Below are 17,182 nucleotides of genomic sequence, written 5' to 3' on the forward strand. Positions count from 1 at the left end.
GTGTAGACAACCCCTGTTACACCTTCCTGTTCTCCAGATGGCTGCGCCGATACTGCTCCGGTGTACACCCGGCCTGGCGCTGGAACATCGCGATAAACGCCGAACCGGTGCTGTAACCCATGTCGAAGGCGATCTCTTGAATGCTGCGCTGGCTATCCAGCGCTTCGATCGCGGCCAGAAAACGCAGGCGCTGGCGCCACTCACCGAAACTCATGCCCAGCTCCCGCACGAACTGCCGTGCCAGGGTGCGCTCGCTGACATGGATGCGTGCGGCCCATTCCGACAGGGGCCGGTTATCCCCAGGCTCGGCCTGCAACGCTTCCAGAATCCCCAGCAATCCGGAGCTGCTGGCGTAGGGCAGGTAGCACTCGTGCACCGGGGCCTGTTGCAGTTGATCCACCAATACCTGGGCCAGACGCTGGTCGGCGGCCTGTTCGGGGATCTTCACGTCCCGGGCGGCAAAGTCCTTGAGGATCGCCTTGAGAATGTCGCTGATGGCCAGGGTGCACGCTCGCGGCGGCAGATCGGCGCAGACCTTGGGTGCCAGGCACACCGCGCGGTAGTTGACCGGTTGGTGGCTGTAGAAACTGTGCTCGATCTGCGGCGGCACCCACACCGCGTATTGCGGTGGCGACATGAAACGGCTGCCCTCGACGTCCATGTGCAGCACGCCGTGGGCTGCGTACTCCAGCGTCCCCCAGGGATGTCGATGGGGTGCGGCGTATTCGTGGGCGTCGAAATCGGCGTAGCGGAAATACACCGCCGACGGCAGTTCGCTGAAATCCAGCAGGTCGATGTGTCTATTGCTCATGCTGTCTGTCATCAGGGGCGGGTTGTCTGGATCGAAGTATAGGCTTGCATCCAGACAAGCGGATAATTGCCCTTCATTAACATTCTGGTTTTTCCCGATGCAATACGCTTATCCCCTGCTGGCCATTTTTATCTGGGCCGGCAACACCGTGATCACCAAAATGTCGGCCGGGGCGATCTTCCCCGCCGAAATCGGTTTCTACCGCTGGCTGCTGGCCGGGTTGCTGTTCACACCCTTCATGCTCAAACCCGTGCTCGCCCATTGGCCGCTGATCCGCCCAAAACTGGGCCAGATCTTTGTCCTCGGTGTACTGGGCATGGCCGTTTATCAAAGCCTGGCGTACTTCGCCGCGAGCCTGACTTCGGCCACCAACATGGGCATCATCCTGTCGCTGATGCCGCTGATGTCGCTGGCCATGGCGATCATCAGCCTTGGCCAGCGCCTGACCATGGGTGCCTTGGCGGGTGCGGTACTCTCATTCGCCGGTGTTCTGGTGGTGGTGTCGTCCGGCAGCCTGGGCGCATTGCTGGAGCACGGGGTCAACCTGGGGGACGCGATGATGCTGGTCGCCACCCTGGCCTACGCGGTCTACAGCACCCTGTTGAAAAAATGGCAGTTGAAACTGCCGCCGCTGGTGCTCCTGTATTTGCAGGTGCTAGTGGCCGTGGTGGTGCTGTTTCCGCTGTTCCTCGCCTCACCGAAAGTCGGCCCGACCCTGCAGAACATTCCGCTGGTGCTGTACGCCTGCCTGCTGGCTTCAATGGTCGCGCCGCTGGCGTGGATGCAGGCGGTGGTGCGTTTGGGGCCGAGCCGTACCACGCAGTTTTTCAATTTACTGCCGTTGATCACCGCATTGATTGCAGCGGTGGTGCTGCATGAACAACTGGCGATGTATCACTTGGTAGGTGGTGTGTTGACGCTGGGCGGGGTGATTGTTTCCGAGCGCTGGACGACGGTGTTGGGTCGTAAGGTCAGCGTTGCCTGATCCGGCGCCTTCGCGAGCAAGCCCGCTCCCACAGGGGGAATGCATTCCAAATGTGGGAGCGGGCTTGCTCGCGAAGAACGATAACGCGGCCTAAAGTCCAGCCGCGCTTAGCCGCGCAGCATGCTCGACAAACAACCGGATCGGTTCCGCCCCCTTGCCGACCAGCCCCAGCGACTGATTGACGATATCGAAGTGATCCAGCGGATACTCATCGCCAATTACCGTCCCCAGGTGCGAGCTGTAGCGCCCGACCATGCCATCGCAATGCCCGGCTTCGCGGACGAAGGTCCTGGCGAACAGCCGGCAAACGCGGTTGGTGCCGTCCAGCAGGTTGCGTCCGCGATCGGTAATGCCCGGCTGCAAGGTGCCAGACCACGAGTAATAACGCACGCCGTTGACCTCTTCCGGCCCGTGACCGCCCCAGGTTTCGGGCAAGCCCTGTGGATAACGCCGGTTGAACAGCGCCACGCCAGCGCTGGTCAGGGAGTGATGGGACGCATGGATATCCACCGGCAGCTTCGGCCCGCGGTAACCGGTATCCAGCAATGCCATCACCGCGCCGACCATCCGCAGCAAAAAGCAGATCAGACGACCACGAACGCTGTCATGGGGATAATGCCTGTGCAGATAATCGGCGAGCTCAGAACCGTGATTCGGCCCCGCCACCGAGGTTACCGATGCGACGAGATCCGGACGCCTGGCGGCGGCGTAGCGAGCGGTCAATGAGCCTTGGCTGTGACCGATCAGGTTGACCTTGTCGGCCCCGGTTTCCCGCAGGATTTCCTCAATCCGCGCCAACAGTTGCTCACCGCGCACTTCGCTGGAGTTGAGCGGCGAGACCTGCACCGCGAACACCACCGCACCTGCGCGATGTAACGCTTCGACAATCCCGTACCAGTACGGATAAAGCACCAGACGGATGAATCCGAGCATTCCCGGGACTAACACCAGCGGGTAGCGCGGGGCAGAACCTTGCGACATGGGCGGACATCCTTGTGATCGGGAGTGGACGCAAGGCGGGATGCAAGACATCCGCCAAGCATCGCCAGCGAAGATGACAAGTCTATGTCATCCGCCTTACTTCAACCCCACCACGCCCGCCACGATCAGCCCGACCGACAGCAACTTGACCAAGGACAGGCTTTCCCCCAGCAGTGCGAACCCGAGGAACACCGTGCCCAGTGAACCGATGGCGGTCCAGATCGGGTATGCGATGCTCACCGGCAACTCGCGCATGGCCAGGGTCAGGAAGTAGATCCCGCCCACAGCGGCCACCACAGTGATCAGCGAAGGCCAGAGCCGGGTGAAGCCCTCGGCGTATTTCATGCCCATGGCGAAGGTGACTTCGAACCCGGCGGCGATCAGCAAAAACAGCCAGGCCATCTAGAACTCCCCGGCCAGCGCCAACAAGCGCCGCTCAGCCTCGGCGGCAGAGACCTCAAAGGTGCGCGCTTCGGACTCTTCGCCCTCGGCGGCGACCACGGTGACATCGGTGATGCCAATGAAGCCCAGCACCGTGCGCAGTAACGTATCGGCATGGTTCATGGCCTCCAGCTCACCGCCCGGCCCGAAACCAAACCCGCCGCGGCTGGTGATGATCAACGCTTTTTTACCCTGCACCAGGGGTTCGTACTGGGCCACGCCATTGTCCAGCGTGTGATTGAAGGTCCGGCCGAGCCGCACAATCTGATCGATCCACGCCTTGAGGCCGCTGGGCACGCTGAAGTTGTGCATGGGCGTGGAGATCACCAGCAAATCATGGCCCAGCAGTTCGCCAACCAGTTCATCGCTGAACGCCAGATCGGCCTGCATCGATAGCGGCCGCGCCTCGGGTTCGGGATAAAACGCGGCGGCCACGAACGCCTCGTTGACCGGCGGTATCAATGCTCGTCCGACTTCGCGGCGAGTCAGGCGCAATTGTGGATTTCGGGCCTGCAAGGCCGAAAGAAACACCTCGGCCAGACGCCGGGAGTGAGAACGTTCGCCACGTGGGCTGGCATGAACCGCAAGAATTTTACTCATCTGATTCTCCTCAAGGACTAAACTCAAACCGCTTGTGGCTTGCAGCTTGAAGCTCGCAGCTGCTCGTCTTCAAATGAGTAAAAATCAGTTGGGATGAATTCATTTCATCCATGGAGTCTTCAATGTTCGCTTCGCTGCCATTGACCGCCCTTCGGGCCTTTGAATCCGCCTCACGCCTGCTGAGCTTCAAGGCTGCCGCCGAAGAACTGGCGGTGACGCCAACGGCGGTGTCGCACCAGATCCGCTCCCTGGAAACCTGGCTCGGCGTGCCGCTGTTCGAGCGTCTGCCGCGCCAGGTACGCCTGACCGAATGCGGTGAAAGGTTGTTCCACAGCCTGCACGGTGCCTTTCTGGAGGTGGCGCAAAGCGTCGACACCCTGCGCCCGCAACGCAGCGGTACCAGCCTGACAATCTCCACCACCGCAGCCTTCGCCGCCCTTTGGCTGGTGCCTCGCCTGGGACGTTTCTACGCCCGGCACCCGAACATCAACGTACGTCTCGACACCCATTGCGAGGTCATCGATCTGCATCAGGATGCCAGCGTCGATCTGGTGCTGCGCTACAGCCTCGACGATTACCCGAACCTGTATGGCCTGTGCCTGTTCGATGAATCGTTTGGCGTCTACGGCTCGCCGGAACAAGTGGCCCTGGCGTCGAGTCGCCCCCCCACGCTGATCAGCGTGCGTTGGCACAACTCCAAACTCTATGCCCACGGCTGGGAAGCCTGGTGCGCTCGCTCCGGCGAAACCTGGCTGAGCGGCCCGCCCGCCGTACGCGAATACGACGAAGAGCATTACGCCCTGCAAGCAGCCATTGCCGGGCAAGGCCTGGTGCTGGCGAGCAATATTCTTGTGTCGGAAAGTGTGGCCAGTGGGTTGCTGGTGCCGTACCGGGGTGACGTCCAGGTGGATGGCGCCGGGTACAGCGCACTGTGCGTGCCGGGGCGCGAACGTCATCCGCCGGTGCGGGCGTTTTTTACGTGGTTGCGCGAGGAGGCGGCGCTGTCGGGATTACTGCCAAGACCGAAGGCTTCTACCGCGGCGTATTCCCTGTAGAAGAACCACCGCAGGCTGAGATTTTTCGATAACCAAACTACTTCAAATTTTTTTCAGCGCTCATCACTCACGGCTTAGGTAGCGATCACGCCCATAGAAGGAAGAAGAGCACGCTGAGGATATGACGGTTGGTTTAAAGGACTTATAACGACCAACAAGCCTTATCGAAATTCATGCGACATTTTAATGCCTCCATATAAAAACAACACAACCATTATAAAGTTACAAACAGCCGCTAGACTTTCACCACCCACCACTTATATTAAAAACACAGGCAAGAAGCCTGATGACAACTTATAAAGGACTGTAGCAATGCACTTTGAACAACGACTTGAATTTATTGACTCCCTGCCATCAATATTAATTCCTACGCCACGAGTGGCGGAATTCTCTAACACACCCACACAATTGACAAGCCACCCTGACCACGATATCAACAAACCAACGGCAAGTGTCATGCCGGATACGATTGATGCTTTTCTTCCTGGTGTTTCACAACAGAGCATTGATGATGTCAACCTTTGCAAATTGGTCATGCAGAACGCTGCGACAAAACTGTATCCCGAAGACTCGCAACTCTTCGAATGGTACAAATACTACGTGGACGGCCTGAGCAAACTTGGCTGGGTGACTCAAAACAGGAATATCCAGGAGGTCACCATCAGGAAAACCGCCCTGACCATGGATCAGGTTGCCCTGGAAGTTGCCGCAGGGCTGATTGGAGCCAATGCTGCAGTCATCCTGGCAAATGTAGCTAAACAGGCAGTTGATGCCGTACAAAAAAACCCGGCGGCCATCCAGATCTTTGACCGCAACAAAAAAATCGGTACTCAGGCCAAATTCGATATTGCGCCAGTCTGGGCTGATAAAAACGGGCAACCGAACATGGTCCTCAACTGTATATCCCTGGATGTTCGGGAGAGTACCCGAGGCATCCTGTTCTGGAAGTCGACTACCCACTCAACCACCATAAAATCCGGTGCGGTGCGCAACTATCTGGATACCAAGGTTTTTTCCGGCTTGCGTGACACTCTGTATAGTAAATACAGTGAAAGCGGAAAAAAACTCATTATAGATCTGCCTGACCTTTAACTACCAGGAGATTAAATCGGCGATACCCGTCGATTTAATCTTCAACGCACCACCCTGAGCAGAGCCAATCATGAACAACAGTATTTTTGACATTTATCTTGTCAATGGCAATATCACAATTTTCTGCGGAACACATTCTAACGATTTCAAAAGCGACATTTTAAACTCCAGCTTGCTTGCCGAACTTTTGGCAACAAAGCAAAGCAATGATCGTGATTTATCATGGAACACTTACACAGACACAGTCAGAAAAGCCGGCTGGATAACCAATGGTCGGGCCACCCAGCGCATTGAATTCAACAATGCATGTCTATTGAACCTGGTGCAAGAAACCGCCAACAGCGAATTGCCCGGCTATGAGCAGCAAGCTCTTATTAACGCGTTTGCGAAACTGAAGAAACTTCCGTCTGACTCACTGGCCCTGGAGACACTCCTCGACAAGCTTAAAGCCAACGCATCTGTCACTGACACACGAATGGAAAATGCACCGATTTCAACGGCTGCCTTGCTGACAATCGTTCGACAGGATAAGGCCGTTATAACCCTGCAAATTGCGTTCAACACCACCAATGGGCTTGCAATCGATATCCTCGACCGACCTGTGTTGAAGGCAATCAAGGACGGAAAAAACAACTGCCGGTTACTGCGTAGCTCATTGGATGGGCGCCAATACAATCAGATCAGAGACACCGTCATAGCAAAGCTGGGAAGCAAGATAGAATCCGAGTTGCTTCATGTTCAAGCGCCGATGTCCTGAATCAAAAACTCAAATGCACCCTGATGCTCAGGCGCTCCCGCAATTTCGGCAGTGCCCGAGCATTTCTGCAGATACCGTCAATTCTTCACCGTCTTCGGGGCCTTACCCGCCTTCATCAGCTCCAGCAACGGTGCACACTGGTTCGGCTCACCGCCACTCGGCGCCACCAGCGCCAGCAACCCCGCTGCCGGGGCCGCGATCACGCCCAGCGCCACCATCCCCGCCCCTCGCAGCATCAACGGCACCGCTTTCACGCCGGCATCCGGCTTGATGAACTTGCCCCGTACATACAAAGGCGAGCGTAGTGAAATCAGGCGCCAGCCCTTGGATTCCGGGGTGATGGTCAGGTCCAGTTGTTCGGTCGCCATGTTCGCCGTGCCATCGATGTAGACGACGGCGTTCTCGGTGTCGAACACAAACAAGCGGGTACTCGCCAGGCCGGACTGGATGCCAAAGTCGGCGGCCGCACAATTGATCTTCACTTCCTTGTCGCCAAAGATCTTGCCAACCACATAGTTGCCGACGTTCAGGCCCGCCAGCTCCATCAACTCGCGACTGATGGCGCCATCGTTGATGAGCATTTTCAGATTGCCATTGGCGCTGCCCAGCAGTTTGGCCACCGAATTGCCGCGCCCACTGATATCAGCGTCGCCATTGAGTTCGCCGAAACTGGTTTTCATCGGTTCAAAGCCAGGGAACAACTGCTTGAGCTTGAAGCCTCGCGCAGTGAGCCTGGCCTGGCCTTCCAGTGGATCGGTGTGGCCGTTCAGGCGAATTTGCGCATCCAGTTTGCCGCCCGCCACGCCGAAGCGCAGCGGTTCAAGACTGAGCATGCCATCGGTAAGCACCAGGTGCGTGTAGAGGTCGTTGAACGGCAGTTCTTCGCTGTGGACGATGCGTTTGCCGGTGAACTCGACATCCGCATCCATATCGCGCCAGCGATCGGTCTTGAACTCTTCGACCGGCAGCACTTTATCCGCCGGTTGTTTACTGTCACCGCCACGGGCCTTTTGTTTAGCGTTGGAGTCGGCACCGATCAACGGGGCCAGGTCAGCAAACAACAGTTGATTGGACAGCAGCGAGCCACTGAGTTTTGGCCGTGGCTGGCTGGCCACGTAAGTCAGGTTGCCGTGGATGTCGCTTTCGCCAATCTTGCCGTTGAATTCTTCATAGCGGAACACTGCGCCACCCGCCTCGTGCAACCTGGCGTTCAGATGGCCGTCGGTGGCATAAGGCGGCGTGTCCGGCAGGGTGACGCCGGTCAGCGGATAGAGATTGCCCAGACTGGTACCGGCCAGTTTCAGGCGCAAATCGAGGGCGCCCAGGTTCATCGGATCGGTGAGGGTGCCAGCCAGTTCGACATGGGTGTCGGCGATCTGCACTTGGGCCTGAAGCGGAAATGGCCTGGCCGCATCCTGCAAGGCCAGCAGGCCGCCGATCTTGCCCTCTCCCGCGAGTTTCTGGCCGTGGTACTGGCCTTTGACCTTCAGAGCGAACGCATAGTCCTGGGACGCCGCGCCCTGTTCCAGCGTGGCTTTCGCGACTTTGTCGCCCACGATATCGCTGAACGGGATCGGTTTGCCCAGCGGATCGATCAGCAGATCGAGCTGAGTCTTCAGGTTCTGGTCGTCGAGGGTGACGTGGCCCTTGTCGAAGCCGATCGCACCGATATCCACCCCCCAGCTGGAAGGCTCGGCGTTCGGGTCTTTGGGGTCGAATTTGAACGTCCAGTTGGTGCGCCCGTCTGCCAGGCGCTGCAGTTCGGCATTCGGTTCGGTGAGATCGATACGCGGGATCACCACCCGCTGCGCCAGCAAGGCCAAGGGCGAAATACGCAGTTCGACGCGTTTGAGGGTGACCATCTGCGGTTGCTTCGACCAGTCCGGGTTGCCCAGGCTGAGGTCCTCGGCCACCACGTGGGGCCACGGTACCCAGGCGCGCCAGCCGCTTTCATCGGGCTCGGGCCGCCAGACCACCGACAGATTGCCGTTGATGGCGAAAGCGCGGTGCAGTTCTTCGGAAACTTTGGCGTTGAGCGGCGGTTTGATCCGGTTCCAGTCGAAGAACACGATGATCAGCACCAGCACCACCAGCAAGGTGAGAAAACTGGAAAAGGTCCACACAAGCATTTTACGGGTGCGCGTCATTGCACAGGGCTCCTGATACGACTGGGCGCCCGACTGCGACGCACAGGTGAAACGGCGAGCCGGAAGCGGCCCGTCATGAAGTCTACGACTGATAAAAACCCGGCAGGTTTAATCGAAAGACCGATTTCGCCGAACTCACCCGGTCCAATACTGACCGACCAGTCTCTCAGCGTTACCGCCCCCGCACTTTTGCACGTCACGGATGGGTCGAAAATACCCACAGCAGTGCAAAAACATTCGCCGGAAACGCCCGTTCTAGAGCCTCTGTAGCAAACAATCAATTCCGTTGATTATTACCATTGCGTTTATGAACTTTCATATCGACTTATCGAGAGTAGCATTGCTCTCGTACCCACTTATTCGCCCTCCCAAGGAGCAAAATAATCATGAAACGCCAATTACTGTTCAGCCTTACCCTCTCGATGCTGGCCAGCACCGCATTTGCCTTGCCAGCCGCTGACCAGGCTACTCCTCAAGTGAAAGACAGCCGCTCGGTGTTCAGCCAGACCGTCGCCGCTGATGGTTCCGAGCGTACTCCACAAGGCCAGACCCTGGCCGAAGGCGGGAATGATCGCCTGAAAGAAAAAGGCCTGATCACTCAGGATGGCTCGGACCGCACTCCACAAGGTCAAACCCTGGCTGCCGATGGTACCGACCGTACTCCACAAGGCCAGACCCTCGCTGCCGATGGTACCGACCGCACTCCACAAGGCCAGACCCTCGCTGCCGATGGTACCGACCGCACTCCACAAGGCCAGACCCTCGCTGCCGATGGTACCGACCGCACCCCACAAGGCCAAACCCTCGCTGAAGGCGGTTCGGATCGCACCCCACAAGGCCAGACTCTCGCTGAAGGCGGTGGTGACCGTGTAATCGAACGCAACAGCGCCGTGAGCTAAGCCCCATGGCCGCCTTGAAAAAAAGCCCAATCCCCGGATTGGGCTTTTGACTTTTCAGCGGTCCGCTTGATAGATGCCGTACTTCCCCGCGTGATCCCCCATACAGTCGTTCGACGCCGGCAAAGCCGATTTGCTAGAGTGCGCCGCGTCACTGTCCAGAAAACACCTTTGCGATGCTGCCCCGCGCCGAACAGAAACAACAAACCCGTAACGCCCTGATGGACGCTGCCCGGCGCTTGATGGATGGCGGCCGAGGATTCGGCAGCCTGAGCCTGCGTGAAGTAGCGAAAACCGCCGGGATCGTCCCGACCGGTTTCTACCGTCATTTTGCCGATATGGATGAACTGGGCCTGGTACTGGTCAGCGAAGTCGGCCAGACATTCCGCGAAACCATTCGCCTGGTGCGGCACAACGAATTCGTGATGGGCGGCATCATCGATGCGTCGGTGCGGATCTTTCTCGACGTGGTCAGCGCCAACCGTTCGCAGTTCCTGTTTCTCGCCCGCGAGCAGTACGGCGGTTCGCTGCCGGTGCGCAAGGCCATCGGCCGTTTGCGTGAAGACATCAGTTCGGACCTGGCGGCGGATTTGTCACTGATGCCGAAACTGCAGCATCTGGATATCGCCGACCTGAGCGTCATGGCCGACCTGATCGTCAAAAGCGTGTTCGCCACCCTGCCGGACATCATTGATCCGCCAGCCGAGGCCTTGCCTGAACACCTGACGCCCCAGGCCAAGATCACCCAGCAACTGCGCTTCATCTTTATCGGCCTCAAGCATTGGCAAGGGCTCGGCAGTACCGAGTAAACCTGTGGGAGCGGGCTTGCTCGCGAAGGCGCCATCACTTTCAACATTGATGTGACAGGTACACCGCCTTCGCGAGCAAGCCCGCTCCCACATTGAACCTCGCCGCTTCAACCTGGTGCGCCAATCAAAAACAACGCACCAACTTCAGCCATAAAACTCACTCCATCGATATCCGTCCCACGCCTCCTTCAGGCATTTCCTACGCCCTCCCTCGATTGGCAAGCCCCTTGCTCTAGCCTGAGCATTGTCCATTGTGGAAGCCTTCCGATGCTGGTGATTCATCGCAGAATCGACCCTCAACCCGTTTGGGCCGCCGAACTGCACCTGACGTTCGAAGCCCGCAGCAAAAGCCGTTTGCGCTGTTTCAGTGCCGAGGGCGAAGACGTCGGGTTGTTTTTGCAGCGCGGCCAGCCGCCACTGCACGATGGCGAATGCCTGCAGGCCGAAGACGGGCGAATCGTGCGTGTCTGCGCCCGCCCCGAACAATTGCTGCACGTCACCTGCGCCAATGCCTTCGAGCTGACCCGCGCGGCCTATCACCTGGGCAACCGCCATGTCGCCCTGCAAGTCGGCGACGGCTGGTTGCGCCTGCTCGACGATTACGTACTCAAGGCCATGCTCGAACAACTCGGCGCCGATGCCTCGAACATCGAAGCGCCGTTTCAGCCGGAACACGGCGCCTACGGCGGCGGCCATCATCATTCGCGCCATGGCGATGAAGACTTCAACTACGCGCCGAAACTGCACCAGTTCGGCGTACGCCCATGAACCGGGCCTGGGCGCTGTTACGCCTGGCCAGCCCGCAATTGCCGATTGGCGGCTACAGCTACTCCCAAGGGCTGGAAATGGCGGTGGATAACGGCCGCGTAAACGATCCCGACAGCGCCCGCCGCTGGATCGGCGATCAATTGCTACTGAACCTGGCCCGCTTCGAAGCACCGTTGCTGCTCGCCCATTGCATCGCCGCCAGCGAGGAAAACTGGAGCGAATTGCTGCAACGCTGCGAGGAACACCGCGCCAGTCGCGAAACCCGCGAGCTGCATCAGGAGAGCCGGCAGATGGGCTACTCGTTGCAGCAATTGCTCAATGGCTTGCCGGAACTCGACGCGCCGGCTCGTGCCTTTCTCGCACAATGTACCGAGCCACATTTGGCCCTGAGTTGGGCATTGGCCGCACGCGCCTGGCAGATCAGCCCGCAAGACGCCCTGGCTGCGTGGCTCTGGAGCTGGCTGGAAAACCAATTGGCAGTGCTGATGAAAACCCTGCCGCTGGGCCAGCAAGCCGCCCAGCGCCTGACCAGCGAACTGCTGCCACTGTTGCAGCAGGCCCAGCAGAACGCCAGCCACATCGACCCCGATCACTACGGCAGCGCCGCTTTCGGCCTGTCCCTGGCGTGTATGGCCCACGAGCGCCAATACAGCCGCCTGTTCCGTTCCTAGGGCCTGTTATTTTGGAGAATCACATGAACACACAACCCCTGCGTGTCGGCATCGGCGGCCCGGTCGGCTCCGGCAAAACCGCCCTGACCCTGGCCCTGTGCCTGGCCCTGCGCGAGCGCTATAACCTGGCCGTGGTGACCAACGACATCTACACCCGCGAAGACGCCGACTTCCTGGTGCGCAACGAAGCCCTGGCGCCGGAACGCATCATCGGCGTGGAAACCGGCGGCTGCCCGCACACGGCGATCCGCGAAGACGCCTCGATCAACCTCGAAGCCGTGGACCAACTCAACCGCCGCTTCCCGGGGCTGGACCTGATTCTGGTGGAGTCCGGTGGCGACAACCTCTCCGCGACCTTCAGCCCGGAACTGTCCGACCTGACGATCTACGTGATCGACGTCTCGGCCGGCGACAAGCTGCCGCGCAAGGGTGGGCCGGGAATCTGCAAGTCCGATCTGCTGGTGATCAACAAGATCGACCTGGCGCCGCTGGTCGGTGCTTCGCTGGAAATGATGAACAGCGACACCCAGCGCATGCGCAACGGCAAGCCATTTGTCTTCAGCAACCAGAAAACCGGCCAGGGTCTGGAACAGATCATCGCCTTCATCGAACGCCAGGGCTTGCTGACCGCGGCCTGATCACGACTTGAACAAGGAAGCTTATCCATGACACTCAAACGCATCCTCGGTGCCCTGGCCCTGCTGCTAACGCCAGCCCTCGCCTTCGCTCACCCAGGGCACGGCGACAACGGCTTGATCGCCGGTATCAGCCATCCCATTGGCGGCCTCGACCACTTGCTGGCGATGCTCGCGGTCGGTCTGTGGGCCGCGCAACAACAAGGTGCCGCACGCTGGGTGCTGCCGTGCACTTTCGTCGGGACCCTGCTGATCGGCGGGCTGTTGGGTTTTGAAGGACTGAACCTGCCTGCACTGGAGAGCGGGATTGCCGCTTCCGTATTGGCTTTGGGGCTGGCGGTGGCGCTGGCGGTGCGTCCACCGTTGGTGATGGCGGTGGGTGCAACGGCGTTGTTTGCGCTGTTCCATGGTGTGGCGCATGGCCTGGAGCTACCGGAGATGTCGAGTCCCTGGACCTATGCCATGGGTTTTGTCGCGGGCACAGCAGCGTTGCATGCAGGCGGTTATGCGCTGGTGCAGATATTGCCGCAGGCTGCAGCACCGCTGGTTCGACTGGCGGGCGCAGCTTCGGCGGCGACCGGGGTGTGGTTGCTGGCGGGTTGATTCTCTAGCGCCTTCCACGGCCTCTTCGCGAGCAAGCCCGCTCCCACATTGGAATGCGTACACCTGTGGGAGCGGGCTTGCTCGCGAAGGCGGCATCACAGACACCGCATCGCTCAGACCGGCCTCTCTGCTAACATGTCGCGCAATCGCCCCTGCCGTGACGACGCCAGCCAATGCCGCCTGTTTCCCGCTCCGCCTCCCAGCCTGAATTGACCGCCCTGTTCGCCTCGGTGCAACAGCATTTCCTGAACGTCATCGTGCCGCTCTGGCAAGGCCCGGGCTGGAACGCCGACATGGCGTTGCCTTATGAGGCGCTGGACGCCGAACACCAGCCGCTGCCACCGCAACGTTACCGGGCCATGGCCTGTGCGCGGCAGCTGTATCTGTTTGCCAGCCTGATCGGTCAGGTGCCGGGCGCCGAAGAGCGTGCCGCCGCGTTGTTCCGCTCGTTGCAGCGGCACTTCCACGATGCCGAGCACGGTGGCTGGTTCTACAGCGTCGATGCACAAGGTGCGCCGCTGGATCAGCGCAAGGACCTCTACACCCACGCCTTCATCCTGTTCGCCTGCGCCCATTACCGGGACAAGGTCCGCGAACCACTGGTGGAGTCGGTACTCAATGCCTCGCTGGAAGTGCTCGCCCAGCGCTTCGCCACGGGCGACGGCCTGTACGAAGCCATCCTCGACCGCGACTGGGCATCGCTGGCCAGCGGCCCTTTGCAAAACCCGCTGATGCACCTGGCCGAAGCTTTCCTCGCCACGCTATCGGTACGTGATGACCTTGATGTGCAACACGCGCTCGTTGAGTTATGCACAGCCATGCACGCGCGCTTTATCGATCCGCAGCACGGCGTGTTGATGGAAAAGCCGCTGGGGTCTGTGGATAACTGGTTTGAACCGGGGCATCAGTTCGAGTGGTATTACCTGTTGGAGTCATCCGCTCTGCTACGGGGCTCGGCACTGCATGGTTCGCTGCAACGTGCGTTTGCCTTCACCGAGCAATTGGGCGTCGATCGACAAAGTGGCGCAGTGCGGGCCATGCTCGACCTCGAACCGGATGGCGGCGTCCGGGACGCCACGCAGCGTATCTGGGCCCAGGCCGAGTACCTGCGCGCATTGACGCTGCGCCCGGACAGCGAAGCGGATGTACTGCGTCAATTGCAGGCGTTGCAGCAGCGTTCGCTGCACGCAGGAGGCTGGTTTGAATGCCGTGATGAGCACGGTGAAGTCAGCCGCCGCGACATGCCGTCGACCACGCCTTATCACCTGGCGACCTGTTATCGCGGGTTGGCGGACTATCTCGACTGATCTTGTGGGTCACTCAATCCACTTGCGATCCCCGGTAAAGCTGATGGTCAGCCATCGCGCTGCATCCGGCTTACCGAGCTTCGCGGAAATTTCCTCCCGCAAACTGTCCAGTTGCCCTACTCCGTCGAGCCAGTAATCCTTCGGCAATACGATGTGAATCTCGATAAAACAGGCCCTGCCGTGCTTCTGCACGTAGGAAATGTAGTCGTCAAAACCATGTTCAGACTTGGCCGCGTCCATCACCTGGCGCACCTTGTCGTCCAGTTGATCCGGGACGATCCCCAACACATCGCGCAAGGCCGGCCCGAGGATTTTGAACGCTGGAGGAAGCATGCCCAAGGCCAGCAGAATCAGGATCATCGGGTCGACATACACCGCCCACTTGTCGTAACCCTGAGTCTTGAGCAGCAGCGCAATCAGGAAACTCACCAGCAGTCCCGCCGACAGCATCGCGTCCACCAGCCAACTGATGTTGTCGAACTGGATCAGCGATGATTTGAGTGTGCGATTGCGATGGCGGACGTAGAAAAAATAAATCAGTTCAACGACGGTAAACACCGCTGCGTAGAGGATCACCAGACCAAGCTCGACCTCGCGGCCTCCACTGATGATGCCGAACACGCCGTTGAGAAAGGCATAAACGGCAACCAGGAATATGAAACTGCCTTCGATCACCAGCACCATGGGCTCCAGGTGCCAGGAACCGAACTGGAAGCGCTGATTGCTTTCCTTGGCGATCAACCGGGCGGTGATCAGCATCAAGACCTTGATGAAGGCCGCGATTAACGAAAAGAAGCCATCGAACAGGATCGATTGTGCGCCCGAAACAAAACCGGTGATGATCCCGGCGAATGTCACGGCGAGCATCAGGAAGGTCGATTGCTTGAGCAGCGACTGCTCGCCTCGATTACTCACTGGATCTCCTCTAATACCTCTAGACCGCCGGGTGCGGCGGGGTTGTTGGGTGAGGAGTCTAGCTGATGTCCCGTGCTGTCTGTTCCGACGCCTTCGCGAGCAAGCCCGCTCCCACATTAGACCGCGATCCAGTGTGGGAGCGGGCTTGCTCGCGAAGAACGATGACTCGGTATTAAGCCTTGCCACCACTGCGATCAATAGCAAACCCGGCCCAGGTCTGGCTCACCGGCATCAGCTCCAGGCTGTTGATGTTGATGTGCGCAGGCGCATTGAGGACCCAGAAAATGGTCTCGGCGATGTCTTGCGGCTGGATCGCCTCGGCGCCGGCGTAAGTGGCGTTGTAACGCTCCTGGTCACCGGCAAAACGCACCAGCGAAAACTCGCTCTCGCACAGCCCCGGCTCGATGTTGCTGACGCGCACGCCCGTGCCTTGCAGGTCGCAGCGCAGGTTCAGGGAGAATTGTTTGACGAACGCCTTGGTCGCGCCATACACGTGGCTGCCCGGATACGGATAGTTACCGGCGATGGACCCCAGGTTGACGATACCGGCGCCGCGACCATGGGCGATCAGGCGCGGCAAGAGCAGACGGGTGCTGTACATCAGGCCTTTGACGTTGGTATCGACCATGGTGTCCCAATCGTCCAGGTCGCACTTGGGTGCCGGATCGACGCCCAGGGCCAGGCCGGCGTTGTTGATCAACCCGCGCAGTTTGGCAAAGGATGGCGGCAGATTGGCAATCGCCTCTTCCATGGCCTTGCGATCACGCACATCGAGCACCAGGCCATGGACTTCGGTCTGCTTCGACAGCTCGGCGCACAGCGCATTGAGGCGCTCTTCACGACGGCCTGTCAGCACCAGTTTCCAGCCAGCCTCGGCAAAACGACGGGCACAGGCTTCACCAAAACCGGAGGTCGCGCCGGTAATAAACAGGGTGTTGGACATCGTGTTCTCCTTGCTTCGGCTGATCGCCAGCCATTGAAATAGAAAATCAGCAGGCAGCATGCCCGGCCTTGTTCGCAGCGGCAACCACTCTCAAGCTGTTCAAAAAATGTTCAATCCCGGCAAGCCCTTGACCAGCATGGCCTGCAGCCATGTGCGCGCACGTTATCCACAGGCCGGTCCACAGTCTTTGGGGGCAAGTGAAAAAGCTGCAAGCCGCTAACCACAAGGCTTTGCGCGGGGATTCAAAACTTTTTTGCTTGACCCTCAACCACCTGCTGTGTAGCCCTTGGCCATTTTCATGACTGACGGGTCAAACCAGCGATGGCGCCAAGCCAGTAACCACGGCCTTCAGCCGGGTCTTTCCAGAGTTTAATCACAGACTTATCCACAGGCTTGTCCATGCTGATTCAGTGCAGTTTCATCACGAACAAAAAGGTTGACAAAGCAGCCTGAGAGTTGAGCAAAAATACCTGATCAAAAAACAACCACACCTCTGCAAGCCACGGTTTCAAAGGCTTACAGCCAGCTACTCCCACGTTATTCACAGCCGGCTCCACAGCAAACGGGGACAAGTCAAAACCGTGGCAAAACAACTATTTGCAGCGGCTTTATGTCGCGCTTTGCGAGCTTGGAAATATTGTTTTCCACAATTTCCCGAAAGAGCACCACGGACAGTGTGGGAGCGGGCTTGCTCGCGAAGAGGGCGTGTCAGTCACATCAATGCCGAATGAATGGCCGCATTCGCGAGCAAGCCCGCTCCCACAGG

The 17,182-nt window shown here is 59.1% G+C and carries 18 protein-coding genes; 11 read left to right on the forward strand and 7 right to left on the reverse strand.

The window, feature by feature from the left end:
• Nucleotides 1-16 precede the first annotated feature (16 nt).
• Nucleotides 17-811, reverse strand: coding sequence for an AraC family transcriptional regulator (locus tag ABIA48_RS12055; RefSeq protein WP_310064082.1), 795 nt, complete (start codon nucleotides 809-811; stop codon nucleotides 17-19).
• 97 nt (nucleotides 812-908) lie between these two features.
• On the opposite strand from ABIA48_RS12055, the gene ABIA48_RS12060 reads away from it, so the two are divergent.
• Nucleotides 909-1,796 carry a DMT family transporter gene (locus ABIA48_RS12060; protein WP_310064080.1) on the forward strand — a complete coding sequence of 296 codons (888 nt, stop codon included), beginning with the start codon at nucleotides 909-911 and terminating at the stop codon, nucleotides 1,794-1,796.
• A 90-nt stretch (nucleotides 1,797-1,886) separates the two neighbouring features.
• Here the strand turns inward: ABIA48_RS12060 and ABIA48_RS12065 are convergent, their stop codons facing one another.
• The 3 genes from ABIA48_RS12065 to ABIA48_RS12075 form a co-directional block, all read right to left on the reverse strand.
• Entirely contained in the window at nucleotides 1,887-2,777 is an 891-nt protein-coding gene (locus ABIA48_RS12065; RefSeq protein WP_429488849.1) for an alpha/beta fold hydrolase, read from the reverse strand.
• Between the two features lie 96 nt (nucleotides 2,778-2,873).
• A complete protein-coding gene (locus tag ABIA48_RS12070; RefSeq protein ID WP_204933379.1) occupies nucleotides 2,874-3,179 on the reverse strand; it encodes a DMT family transporter in 306 nt (101 codons plus the stop codon).
• Nucleotides 3,180-3,818 (reverse strand): FMN-dependent NADH-azoreductase, encoded by a 639-nt coding sequence (locus tag ABIA48_RS12075; RefSeq protein ID WP_429488851.1) that lies wholly within the window; start codon nucleotides 3,816-3,818, stop codon nucleotides 3,180-3,182. It abuts the gene before it with no gap.
• 110 nt (nucleotides 3,819-3,928) lie between these two features.
• Here ABIA48_RS12075 and ABIA48_RS12080 point away from each other — a divergent pair, with 110 nt between their 5' ends.
• The 3 genes from ABIA48_RS12080 (at nucleotide 3,929) to ABIA48_RS12090 (ending at nucleotide 6,722) form a co-directional block, all read left to right on the forward strand.
• Nucleotides 3,929-4,873 (forward strand): LysR substrate-binding domain-containing protein, encoded by a 945-nt coding sequence (locus ABIA48_RS12080; protein ID WP_429488853.1) that lies wholly within the window; start codon nucleotides 3,929-3,931, stop codon nucleotides 4,871-4,873.
• Between the two features lie 312 nt (nucleotides 4,874-5,185).
• Entirely contained in the window at nucleotides 5,186-5,965 is a 780-nt protein-coding gene (locus ABIA48_RS12085; RefSeq protein WP_429488855.1) for a hypothetical protein, read from the forward strand.
• 70 nt (nucleotides 5,966-6,035) lie between these two features.
• Nucleotides 6,036-6,722, forward strand: coding sequence for a hypothetical protein (locus ABIA48_RS12090; protein ID WP_429488857.1), 687 nt, complete (start codon nucleotides 6,036-6,038; stop codon nucleotides 6,720-6,722).
• Between the two features lie 77 nt (nucleotides 6,723-6,799).
• On the opposite strand, the gene ABIA48_RS12095 is transcribed toward ABIA48_RS12090, so the two are convergent.
• Complete coding sequence (locus tag ABIA48_RS12095) at nucleotides 6,800-8,869, reverse strand: AsmA family protein (RefSeq protein WP_429488859.1); 2,070 nt, start codon at nucleotides 8,867-8,869, stop codon at nucleotides 6,800-6,802.
• Nucleotides 8,870-9,255: 386 nt separating this feature from the next.
• Between ABIA48_RS12095 and ABIA48_RS12100 the strand changes: the two genes are divergently transcribed.
• From ABIA48_RS12100 to ABIA48_RS12130, 7 genes are all read left to right on the forward strand, one after another.
• On the forward strand, nucleotides 9,256-9,768 hold the full coding sequence (locus tag ABIA48_RS12100) for a hypothetical protein (RefSeq protein WP_204933375.1): 513 nt from the start codon (nucleotides 9,256-9,258) through the stop codon (nucleotides 9,766-9,768).
• 173 nt (nucleotides 9,769-9,941) lie between these two features.
• A complete protein-coding gene (locus tag ABIA48_RS12105) occupies nucleotides 9,942-10,574 on the forward strand; it encodes a TetR family transcriptional regulator (RefSeq protein ID WP_007991209.1) in 633 nt (210 codons plus the stop codon).
• Between the two features lie 267 nt (nucleotides 10,575-10,841).
• Entirely contained in the window at nucleotides 10,842-11,342 is a 501-nt protein-coding gene (gene ureE / locus ABIA48_RS12110) for an urease accessory protein UreE (protein ID WP_007991207.1), read from the forward strand.
• Complete coding sequence (locus ABIA48_RS12115) at nucleotides 11,339-12,013, forward strand: urease accessory protein UreF (RefSeq protein WP_429488862.1); 675 nt, start codon at nucleotides 11,339-11,341, stop codon at nucleotides 12,011-12,013. The genes ureE and ABIA48_RS12115 overlap by 4 nt, the downstream gene beginning before the upstream one ends.
• A 23-nt stretch (nucleotides 12,014-12,036) precedes the next feature.
• A complete protein-coding gene (gene ureG, locus ABIA48_RS12120) occupies nucleotides 12,037-12,651 on the forward strand; it encodes an urease accessory protein UreG (protein ID WP_007979691.1) in 615 nt (204 codons plus the stop codon).
• Between the two features lie 27 nt (nucleotides 12,652-12,678).
• Nucleotides 12,679-13,251 carry a HupE/UreJ family protein gene (locus ABIA48_RS12125; protein WP_429488864.1) on the forward strand — a complete coding sequence of 191 codons (573 nt, stop codon included), beginning with the start codon at nucleotides 12,679-12,681 and terminating at the stop codon, nucleotides 13,249-13,251.
• 173 nt (nucleotides 13,252-13,424) lie between these two features.
• Nucleotides 13,425-14,558 (forward strand): AGE family epimerase/isomerase, encoded by a 1,134-nt coding sequence (locus ABIA48_RS12130; protein ID WP_429488866.1) that lies wholly within the window; start codon nucleotides 13,425-13,427, stop codon nucleotides 14,556-14,558.
• A 9-nt stretch (nucleotides 14,559-14,567) separates the two neighbouring features.
• Here the strand turns inward: ABIA48_RS12130 and ABIA48_RS12135 are convergent, their stop codons facing one another.
• Complete coding sequence (locus tag ABIA48_RS12135; protein WP_429488868.1) at nucleotides 14,568-15,473, reverse strand: cation diffusion facilitator family transporter; 906 nt, start codon at nucleotides 15,471-15,473, stop codon at nucleotides 14,568-14,570.
• A gap of 172 nt (nucleotides 15,474-15,645) precedes the next feature.
• Nucleotides 15,646-16,416: an SDR family oxidoreductase gene (locus tag ABIA48_RS12140; RefSeq protein ID WP_007991197.1), complete on the reverse strand. Its 771-nt coding sequence runs from the start codon at nucleotides 16,414-16,416 to the stop codon at nucleotides 15,646-15,648.
• Nucleotides 16,417-17,182 lie beyond the last annotated feature (766 nt).

Origin of the sequence: Pseudomonas sp. S30_BP2TU TE3576 (assembly GCF_050436025.1) — a bacterium.
In the GTDB taxonomy this organism is placed as follows: Bacteria; Pseudomonadota; Gammaproteobacteria; order Pseudomonadales; family Pseudomonadaceae; genus Aquipseudomonas.